Origin of the sequence: Flavobacterium sp., from assembly GCF_013822155.1 — a bacterium.
Classification (GTDB): domain Bacteria; phylum Bacteroidota; class Bacteroidia; order Flavobacteriales; family Flavobacteriaceae; genus Flavobacterium.
Genome location: NZ_PNJW01000005.1, coordinates 83255 through 93914, shown reverse-complemented (window position 1 = coordinate 93914; position 10660 = coordinate 83255). Strand labels below are relative to the sequence as shown.

The 10660-nt window shown below is 32.2% G+C and carries 11 protein-coding genes; 3 read left to right on the top strand and 8 right to left on the bottom strand.

The genetic code is table 11. The annotated features are described in order from the left end of the window. Nucleotides 1-28: 28 nt before the first annotated feature. Complete coding sequence (locus C0512_RS02655) at nt 29-1033, top strand: type IX secretion system membrane protein PorP/SprF (protein WP_290858663.1); 1005 nt, start codon at nt 29-31, stop codon at nt 1031-1033. Between the two features lie 72 nt (nt 1034-1105). Next, nucleotides 1106-1624 (top strand): gamma carbonic anhydrase family protein, encoded by a 519-nt coding sequence (locus C0512_RS02650; protein WP_290858661.1) that lies wholly within the window; start codon nt 1106-1108, stop codon nt 1622-1624. On the opposite strand, the gene murI is transcribed toward C0512_RS02650, so the two are convergent. The 8 genes from murI to C0512_RS02610 form a co-directional block, all read right to left on the bottom strand. Further along, nucleotides 1621-2397, bottom strand: coding sequence for a glutamate racemase (murI, locus tag C0512_RS02645; protein ID WP_290858660.1), 777 nt, complete (start codon nt 2395-2397; stop codon nt 1621-1623). The genes C0512_RS02650 and murI overlap by 4 nt on opposite strands. Before the next feature lie 81 nt (nt 2398-2478). After that, nucleotides 2479-2979 (bottom strand): OmpH family outer membrane protein, encoded by a 501-nt coding sequence (locus C0512_RS02640; RefSeq protein WP_290858658.1) that lies wholly within the window; start codon nt 2977-2979, stop codon nt 2479-2481. An 18-nt stretch (nt 2980-2997) separates the two neighbouring features. Continuing rightward, nucleotides 2998-4038, bottom strand: a complete 1041-nt coding sequence (locus C0512_RS02635) for an OmpH family outer membrane protein (protein WP_290858656.1) — start codon at nt 4036-4038, stop codon at nt 2998-3000. A gap of 40 nt (nt 4039-4078) precedes the next feature. Further along, on the bottom strand, nt 4079-6793 hold the full coding sequence (locus tag C0512_RS02630; RefSeq protein ID WP_290858654.1) for a POTRA domain-containing protein: 2715 nt from the start codon (nt 6791-6793) through the stop codon (nt 4079-4081). Beyond that, nucleotides 6726-7466, bottom strand: coding sequence for an isoprenyl transferase (locus tag C0512_RS02625; RefSeq protein ID WP_290858652.1), 741 nt, complete (start codon nt 7464-7466; stop codon nt 6726-6728). Before C0512_RS02625 ends, C0512_RS02630 begins: the two co-directional genes overlap by 68 nt. Before the next feature lies 1 nt (nt 7467). Continuing rightward, nucleotides 7468-8151 (bottom strand): DUF6089 family protein, encoded by a 684-nt coding sequence (locus C0512_RS02620; RefSeq protein ID WP_290858650.1) that lies wholly within the window; start codon nt 8149-8151, stop codon nt 7468-7470. Nucleotides 8152-8294: 143 nt separating this feature from the next. Further along, nucleotides 8295-9179, bottom strand: coding sequence for an NAD kinase (locus tag C0512_RS02615; protein WP_290858648.1), 885 nt, complete (start codon nt 9177-9179; stop codon nt 8295-8297). Nucleotides 9180-9182: 3 nt separating this feature from the next. Next, a complete protein-coding gene (locus tag C0512_RS02610; protein ID WP_290858646.1) occupies nt 9183-9842 on the bottom strand; it encodes a CBS domain-containing protein in 660 nt (219 codons plus the stop codon). Between the two features lie 103 nt (nt 9843-9945). On the opposite strand from C0512_RS02610, the gene C0512_RS02605 reads away from it, so the two are divergent. Next, a complete protein-coding gene (locus tag C0512_RS02605; RefSeq protein ID WP_290858644.1) occupies nt 9946-10659 on the top strand; it encodes a pyridoxine 5'-phosphate synthase in 714 nt (237 codons plus the stop codon). Nucleotide 10660 lies beyond the last annotated feature (1 nt).

The window sequence follows — 10660 nt, the reverse complement described above, 5'->3', positions numbered from 1 at the left end:
ACATTTTTCATTAAAAAGATAAAAGCCCATGAATCTTAAACTCAAAAAAAAGTATTTATTACTCGTTTTAGTATTAACACAATTTGCTTATTCGCAAGAAGGAATAGCAGTTTATTCTGATTATCTAACCGATAATTATTATTTAATTCATCCATCAATGGCTGGTGCAGCAAATTGTGGAAAAGTCAGATTAACGGCAAGAGGACAATGGTTTGGACAAGAAGATGCCCCTCAATTAAGCACGCTAAGTTTTAATACAAGTGTCGGAGAACGATCAGGAGTTGGAGCTATTTTATTTTCAGATAAAAACGGATACCATTCACAAAAAGGGGTAAAGCTTACTTATGCTCACCACATCATGTTTTCAAGAAGCGAACTTGATTTAAATCAACTGTCATTTGGTATAAGCGGTGCTTTAATACAAAGTCAGTTGGATGAAACTACCTTTTTGGATAACCAACCATTTGATCCAATTATTGGTGGTATTTATCAAAAGGATTCGTATTTCAACATTGATTTAGGAGCATCTTATAATTACTTAGAATTTTATTCTCATTTTACGGTAAAGAATGCTATAGCTAATGTTAGAAGAGAAATTTATACTGAATTTGAATCCGATAATCTTAGAAAATATTTAATAAGTGCAGGTTATGTTTTTGGAGACAGCGAACGATTACAGTGGGAGCCATCTGTTTTATTTCAATTAGTTGAAGATACCAAAGAAAAATCTATTGACTTGAATTTAAAAGTATATAAAGATTTAGATTTTGGTAAAATGTGGGGCGGGCTATCTTATAGAAGAAGTTTTGATGGAGCTCAATATCAAGATGGAAACACTGTTTCTGATCAACGATTACAATATTTTACACCAATTGTAGGGGTAAATTATAATCAATTTATGTTTGCCTACACCTATTCCTATTTAACTGGAAATGTGCGATTTGATACTGCCGGTTTTCATCAAATTACATTAGGGATAAATTTATTCTGTAAACCAGCGAAATATCAGTGTAATTGCCCTGCTATAAACTAAATAAAAAACGAATTATAAATGAAAATCCCTTTACTGTAAAAAAGTTTGGGGATTTTTTTTAACTAAAGTATTATGATAATAAAAACAGTAAACGGTAAATCACCCTTAATTCCCGAAGATTGTTACGTCGCTGAAAATGCTACTATTGTGGGCGATGTTCAATTTGGACAGTCTTGTAGTGTATGGTTTAACGCAGTTGTTCGTGGCGATGTACATTTTATAAAAATTGGCAATAAAGTAAACATTCAAGATGGAGCAATCATTCATTGCACATATAAAAAGCATCCTACAATTATTGGCAATAATGTTTCAATTGGTCACAATGCAATTGTTCATGGCTGCACTATTCATGATAATGTGTTAATTGGAATGGGAGCTATAGTAATGGATAATTGTGTGATTGAAAGTAATTCCATTATAGCTGCGGGTGCTGTTGTTACTCAAAATACTAAAGTAGAATCAGGTTCAATTTATGCGGGAGTACCGGCAAAAAAAGTGAAGGATATCAATCAGTCTGATTTTGCAGGTGAAATTGAACGCATATCAAATAATTATATCATGTATTCAAGTTGGTTCAAAGAAGAAAATTAAAAGTTTTCTTCAATAATTGTGTGTTTTCCACCAATTATATTTTTTAGTACTATTGGGTTTGAATTCGTGTAAAATAGTTGTTTACTTTTTTTTGTATCGCTTAAACCTACTTTTTCTGAAAGAATGTTTTTGGTTTGACGGGCTACAGCTTCTCCGGAATCAATTATTTTGATATGATTGGGCAATATTTTTTTTATTTGTGGTATTAAATAAGGATAATGACTGCAGCCTAACACAAGATAATCAATATTTTCTTTTACCATAGGATTCAAATAATCATGGAGTAATTGAGTCATTTCTTTAGATTCAATATTACCCTCTTCTATCAACGAAACCAATCCATAACCAATTTGTTCTATTATTTTTGTATTGGGATAATTGAGCACCGTTTGATTAAATAATTCGCTACTCAACGTGCCTTTTGTTGCCAAGACACCAATGGTATGTGTTTCAGAATTATTTGCTGCGGGTTTAATTGCCGGTTCAATTCCTATAAAAGGCACTTTATAACAGGCTCTAAGTTCTTTAATAGCATTCGTAGTTGCAGTATTGCAAGCGACTACAATAATTTTAGCATTTTTGTTCAAAAGAAATTCAGTGTTTTTTTTACTTAACGCAATAATTTCTTCTTTTGATTTCTGACCATAAGGTGCATTTTTACTATCCGCGAGATAGATTGTGTTTTCATGAGGAAGCAGTGCGTGAATCTCTTTCCAAATAGAGGTTCCTCCAACTCCTGAATCAAAAAGGCCTATGGGATTATTATTAACCATGTATCAAAAATAAATAAAAAACTGCTCATATCCCGTTATTTTGGGTGAGCAGTTTTTAATTATGTATTTTAAGTTTAAGAATTAAAAACCTAAATCTTTTTTTACATCAGAAGTTAAGTCTGTTCCATCAGCAAAAATAGCTGAGTTCACATCTATTACATAGTTGAAACCTTTTGCTTTACCAACTTTTGCTATCGAAGCTTTGATTTTATCCATTAATGGTTTAGCCAAATCAGATTCCTTTTTTTGTAATTCTTTTTGAGCAGTTTCTCTGTAGTCACGGATTCTTTTTTCCATGTCTTGTACTTCTTTTGCTCTGTCTTCATTTACTTTTGCTGTAACAGTAGATGATTCCTCGTCATATTTTTTCAATTTAGCATAATATTCATCTGCCATTGTTTTAAATTCAGCATCATATTGTTTACTCAAATTTTCTAATTGTTTTTGAGCTTCAATCATTGCAGGCATTTTGCTTATCAATTCATTAGTATCAACGTGAGCTATTTTTGATTGAGCTGAAATAGATTGGCTGGCACCAATAAATAAAAAAGTAGCAATTAATAAAGTCTTAATTTGTTTCATCATTTCTAGTTATTATAATTAATTATTGTTTTTGTTTTCTTCTTTGTTTTCGTTTTGTTTTTCTTCTTTTGCTTTTTTAGCAGCTTCACGGTCGGCTAATATTTTTTGTTTTCTTTCTTCAAGCTGTTTTTTGCGTTCGTCTAATTTTTTTTGTCTTTCTTCTTCCGCTTTTTTCTTTGTCTCAGCGGCATCTGTTTTTGGCTCGTCAGATTTGCTTTTTTCTTCAACGGCTTCCGCAGATTTATCAGTTGTTTCAGAACCTTCTTCAGCGTTTACTTGTTTGTCTTTATCAGAAACTGTGCCATTCTTTTTTGCTGCCCGTTCTTCAATTAGTTTTTTCCGTTTATCCTCAAAATCTTTTTTCTTTTGTTCTGCGAGTGATTTTCGGGATTCGATGATACTATCACGTTGTTTTTGTCTGTCTTCAAGAATCTTTTTTCGAGCTTCTTTATCAGGATTAACATCTTCGGCATAATCTTGAATGCGTTCTTTTTCTTCTAATGCTTTGAGTTCTTTTTTACTCATTTGCTCTCTTTTAGAAGCTCTGGTTAAAGATCGAATAACCTGGTCACTGATATCATGTCTTTTAGCAGCAAAAAGGATAGTTAAATCAGAAGATTTGTCTAATATAAAATCATATTTTTTTACTTCAGCAATGTCTTGTACAGCAGTAAAAACCTGATCTTGTATGGGTTTTACTAGAACAGCTTTTTGAACAACCAAATCGCCGGTTGGTCCAAATCTTTTTTGTTGATAAGCTAAAAGTTCATTTTCAAGAAAGGTAATTTCTTCTTCTCTTTCTTCGATTAATTCTTTGGTTAAAAGTACTTTTTCGTTATTTAAAGCCTCTTTTAAGGTATTGATTTCATTTTTTTTGGTCTCAATATCTAATTTCCACTTTTGAGCTTTTTGTTCTAATTGATTTTTAGCTTCAGTATAGTCAGGAACATTTTGAAGTATGTATTCCATATCAATATAACCAATTCTAATACCTCTTGACTGTGCTTCGATAGAGGCACTTGTAAGAGTTAAAAACAGTAAAAAAATTAATTTCTTCATATTTTATAAATTATAATGTAAATATAACAGAAATTAACAATTAAAATTGTTGTCCAATGATAAAATGTGTTTCCCAGCCATTTTTTTGTGTTTGTCCTGGCACAGCATCAAAACCATAGCCGAAATCAATTCCTAATAATCCAAAGGCTGGCATGAAGACTCTTAAACCAAAACCGGCTGAGCGTTGCATCACAAATGGATTGTATTCCTGTAATGAATTAAATGAAGCTCCTGCTTCTGCAAAAGTAAGCATATAGATGGAGGCTGCGGATTTTAGTGTTAATGGATATCGTAATTCCATTGAAAATTTATTGTAAATTACTCCACCATCTGTTCCTGAAAGCGATAAATTCGGATAGCCTCTTAATTGAATAACATCTCTACCATCTAATGAATAATTCGCTAAACCATCACCTCCTAAAAAGAAACGCTCAAATGGAATCACACCTCTGTCTTGGTTGTAAGCTCCCAAATAACCAAATTCTCCTAATGTTCTTAATACTAGAGCATTTTGATTTTTCCCGGCAAGTTTAGTATACCAGTCTCCTTTTAATTTAATTTTATAAAATTCTAACCAATAGAAAGCTTTTTGATCCACTTTTCCTTGGTCAACAGCAGCATCTTGGTAATTTTCCACCGGATTGCCAGAATCATCAAGATAGGTTCCAATCGGCATATCATCCCCTGTATTTGGGTCTGGAATTACTTCTGTCGTTTTTACTTTATATTCTTCCTGGTTGGGTAAATCTTTGTAATCTACATTATTGAATAATGAATAAGGTGGAGAGAATTTAGCCGATATTGAAAACTCAGAACCATAAACAGGGAAAATTGGATTCACTCCTTTATTGTTTCTGCTTAAGGAAATAAAATAGGATAGATTTCGGGAAGAACCGTTAGGAAAAGTAAACAATGAAGTAGAATAATTATTCAAATCATAATATTGTAAACTTAATCCTTGTGAAAGTAAAAAGAAATCATCCGGCACTTTCAATCTTTTTGCAGTCCCAACAGCAATAGAGGTGATATTAAAACTTCTACTTTTATCTACATCATTTGTTTGATAATTATTTAAAAACTGTTTACTGTAGGATAAGGAAGTAGAAAACTGCATTGGTTTTCTGCCGCCAAACCAGGGTTCAGAAAAAGTTAAACTGTAGGTTTGAAAATAGGTACTTCCTTGTAATCGTAATGACATTTTTTGCCCGTCACCCATTGGTAAAGGTTTATAGGCTTCTTTGTTAAAAACATTTCGAATAGAAAAGTTGTTAAAGGAAAGACCTAAAGTTCCAATGAAGCCGCCTCCACCATAACCTCCTTGAAGCTCAATTTGACTGGAGCCTTTTTCAACTAAGTTATATTCAATATCAACCGTTCCTGCTGAGGCATCTACATTTTTAAACTTGGGATCAATAGCCTCAGGGTCAAAAAAGCCCAACTGTCCAATTTCCCGAATGGTTCTAATTAAAGCATCTTTACTATATTTCTGACCTGGTTTTGTGCGTAATTCTCGATAAATTACATGGTCATTCGTTTTGTCGTTTCCAACAACGGTAATTTTATTAAAATAGGCTAGAGGGCCTTCCATAATTCTGATTTCAAAATCAATAGTGTCATTTGCTGTGCGAACTTCTACCGGATTTATGGTGGAAAAAAGATAACCATTGTTTTGGTATAAGTTTGTAATGTCTTCTGCATCAGGATTCTTTTTGTTTGCAATGCGATCCTGAAGCAATACGCCATTATATGTTTCACCTTTTTTAATTCCTAAAACACGGTTTAAGCCTTGGTCGGTGTAAATGGTGTTTCCTAAAAACTTAATATTTCCAAAGTAATATTTCCTACCTTCTTCTATTTTTAATTTGATGGCAATAGTATTGTCTTCTTTTTTGTATTTAACACTGTCGTAAACAATACGGGCATCCCGATAACCAACAGTTTTGTACTTGTTAACAATGTTTACTAAATCTTCGTTGTATTCCTGTTGAATAAATTTAGATGATTTCCAAAAACGAAAAAAAGACTGCTCTTTAGTGTTTTTCATCGCACTCTTTACGTTTTTTTCGGTCTGAGTTACATTGCCTTCAATGGTGATACTGGAAATTTTAACTTTGGTGCCTTTGTCCACATTAATGAGCATTTTTACCTCATTTCCATTGGTTGTATCTGGAGTAATAGTGGCGAAAACTTTTGTATTGTAAAAACCGTCTTTTTGGAATTTTTTCTCAATAAAGTTTTTAGAAGTAGTCAGTAAATTTTCATTTACAACTTTGCCTTTGGTTAAAGCCAGCTCTTTTAAAAGCTCCTCATTTTTATTCTTTTTTAAACCAACAATTTTTACTTCACTTAATTTGGGAAGTTCAACCAAGCTTAGTTCTAAAAAAATACTGTCGCCTCTAATTTCATTAATGTAAACATCAATATCGCTGAAAAGCCCTAATTTACCAAGTTTTTTAATGGCTGAACTGATTTCTTCACCGGGAACAATAACTTTTTGTCCTTTTTCCAATCCGGCAAAAGTGATAACGGTTTGCTGATTAAAGCTTAATTTACCGGTTACTTGAACATCTCCTAGAATATACTGGGACCCCCTTTCATAAGGAGTAGTGTTTTGTGCATTTACCTGAAAAATACTTCCTAATAGAAGTATTGCAAAAAAGGAAGTAATATTTCTCAATACTACTGTTTTATTTAATCTGTTCACTTGTTTTTCCAAACCTACGTTCTCTTTTTTGATAACTAATAATAGCTTCATATAAATTTTCTTCTCTAAAATCAGGCCATAAAACATCTGTAAAATATAATTCGGCATAGGCAATCTGCCATAGTAAAAAATTACTTATTCGATGTTCTCCACTGGTTCTAATCAATAAATCAACATCCGGTAAATTGTGTGTGTAAAGATGTTGATTAATAATCGTTTCATCAATAGTTTCTGACGAAATTATATTATTTTTAACTTTATCACTGATCACTTTTATAGCTGAAACCAATTCCTCTCTGGATCCATAGCTTAAAGCTAAAGTTAAAGTCATGCGGTTATTTTCTTTGGTTTTGTTAATGACTTCTAAAAGTTCTTTTTGTGCTGACTTCGGTAAGAGCGATAAATTGCCAATAGAGTTCAGCTTAATTTCATTTTTTTGAAGTGTTTTCAATTCATCTTTCAATGATTTGATCAATAAATTCATTAAAGTGTCCACTTCTAATTTAGGGCGATTCCAGTTTTCTGTTGAAAAAGCATATAAAGTCAAATTTTGGATACCTAATTTAGCACAAGATTCTACTGTTTCGCGAACTGCTTTTGTACCACTTTCATGACCTAAAGCCCGAAGCAAGCCCTTTTGTTTAGCCCAACGACCATTACCATCCATGATGATGGCTAGATGTTTTGGTAAGTTGTTTTTATTTATTTGGTCTTCTAAGGTCATTTTATTGCGGACAAAAACAAGGGTTTTCCCCAAAAGTATAGGTTAATGTAAATCCGGTAAATACATACCAATCATTGCTGTTTATATTTCCAAATTTCAATGTGTTCAAATTTTCATTTTTCGGATTGCTCCCGTCTAAATTATCTGTAAAGGTATATCGGGCACCGGCTTCTAAACCAATTATAAATCTTCTGTTTAATTTTGCTTTTACACCTAAAACGATAGGAATTGCTAATGCACCTTCTGTATAATCTTCTTTCACTTCGTTATCGATATAAAATAATTCTTTATATGAAAAATAACTAATACCGGTGTAAACATAGGGCGTAAATTGAGAGCTTAATTTATGCAAATCAAAATCAAAAAAATTAAATTCCAATCCGGCAGAAAACTCATTTACTTTATTTTCAAAACTTAACCCTCTCAAATTTCTATCCGGAACATCTGAATCGGCATCGTTTGACGATAATTGGCCATAAGTATAAGAAAAACGATAAGTATGGCGGGTACTTCTGTTCCATTTATACATAAATCCTATTGCAATGTCGTTAGGAGCAATATAATTTGTGGGACCAACATCACCAATGTAATTACTGCCACCTAAAAAAACACCAATTTCATTAATTTGGGCTTTAAGTACAGTACTTGATATCATAAAAAACAATAAAAACACTAATCTATTCATCCGTTTTGAAATAGCGTGCAAATATAACAAATATGACTAGGTAAAAGTCAACTATTTGCTTATTTATCACAAATTAATTTCAAAAAAAACGGAAATAAAAGGGTAGTAGTATAGAAGAGAAGATATATTTTGACAATTAACCGTTAATTTCGCTTGTCCATACCCCACAAAAGTTTGTTTCTGAGCGTTTTTAAAAAGGTTTCATCCTGAATTTCAACCATGTTAATTTTAAAAGGTGTTTTTTTTATGGTTAAAATGGTTTCGTTATTCATAGTGGCGATTCTGCTGTCTAATGAAACTAAATAGTGTGCTTCTCTTCCGGATACTTTTAGTACTATTTCAGTTTTATCGGGTATTACTAATGGACGAGCATTAAGATTATGAGGAGCTATTGGAGTAATAACAAAACTTTTCACATCAGGCGTTAAAACCGGTCCGCCACAGCTTAATGAATATCCGGTGGAGCCTGTTGGAGTGGAGATAATTAATCCATCAGCCCAATATGAAGTCAAGTATTCGCCGTTTAAATAAGTTTCCACCGTAATCATCGATGTCGTATCTTTTCTACTGACGGAAATTTCATTAAGAGCGAAATTTATTTCTTTAATTTCATCATTTTTAGGGTTGCTTTCTATGCTTAAAAGGGTTCTTTTAGAGACCGTATAATTTTTATCTAAAATTAATTGTAAAAAAGTTTCGATATTTTCTTTTTGAACTTTAGCTAAAAACCCTAACCTTCCCGCATTAACGCCTATTATGGGAATACCTGAATTCCGAACGTAGGTAATAGCTCTCAAAATTGTACCATCACCACCAATACTGATTAAAAGGTCAAAACTGCTGTTTAAATCTTTATAAGTGGCAAAAGTTTTATACTCTTTTTTAACTATTTCTTCTTCATACAATATTTTCAGAAAAGATTCTTCTATGACTAATTCAACATTGTTACTATTAAAAAAAACGAAAATGTCTTTAATAATTGGGCGGGTATCGTTTTGATAATATTGTCCAAAAATAGCAATCTTCATAGTTTAGATATTAAGATATTTGTCTAAATATTCTGAACGTTCTTTTAAATTACTCAAATAGGTATCTTCCTGATGCTCAGAAATGATTTCATAATTATACCTTCGAAAAGTTTGAATGATTTCATTCATTCCGCCCAAAGTGATTTTGATAGTCACCTGAACAAATTCGGTAGTAGCTTCAGAAATAAAAAGGCCTAATATTTTTCCGTTGTTTGTTTCTACAATTTGAGTTATCTGACTCATGGAAAAATCATTCAATGGTTTTTTTACGATAATAATACCTCCTTGTTCTCTTAAAAAAGGAGTTTCAGCAAAAAACTGAACAATGTCATTGAGTTCATAATAACCAACATATTTATTTTGATCGTCTAAAACCGGAATTAAATTAGTGTTATTTTGAGCAAAAACTTCTAACACGTCTAACCATATCATATTAGTTCGTGCAAAAAAACCTTCTAAAGTGAATCGATAATCTTTAATCGATTTTTGTGTTTCAAAAGTAACCACATCATCGGCAGCAATACTTCCAATATAAATACTTTCCTCTACAACAGGGAAATGAGAAAAAGTCAAGTCAGCAAAAAAATCCTGAACATAGTTTATTTTCTCTCCACTGTCAAAAGGTTTGAAGTCGTTATTGATATAATTTGTTATTTCTAACATAGCGATTTAATTTCGTTGCAAAATAATCAAAAAATACGATTATTGAGCCTGTTTAACTTTGTATTTTTGTATGCTGTTTCTAATAAAATTGTTTCAAAAGAGTATGACAAAGTTAAGCGTAAATATTAATAAAATTGCTACATTAAGAAATTCAAGAGGTGGAAATATGCCAAATGTGGTGCAAGTGGCTAAAGATGTTCAAAAATTTGGAGCCCATGGAGTAACCATTCACCCACGTCCGGATGAACGACATATTCGATACCAAGATGCGAGGGATTTAAAAACAGTGGTTTATACCGAATTTAATATTGAAGGAAATCCTGTTCAAAAGTTCATTGATTTGGTGTTGGAAGTAAATCCAACACAAGTAACCTTGGTGCCTGATGCCGATGATGCTTTAACTTCTAATGCCGGTTGGGATACGATTAAAAACAAAGATTTATTAACGGAAGTAATTCAGGAATTCAAAAGAAATAACATACGAACATCGCTTTTTGTTGATCCGGATTTAACGATGGTTGAAGCAGCAAAAATTACCGGAACTGACCGAATTGAATTATATACTGAACATTTTGCACATCAATACGGTTTGGGAAATAAAAACGGAATTCAGCCTTATGTAGAAGCAGCTGTTTTAGCCAATCAATTAGGGTTAGGAATCAATGCCGGACACGATTTAAGTTTGGATAATATTGCTTTTTTCAAACAAAATATACCCGGATTATTAGAGGTTTCCATCGGTCATGCCTTGATTTGTGAATCACTTTATTTAGGGATTGAAAATGTTGTAAATATGTATTTACACAAATTAAAATAAG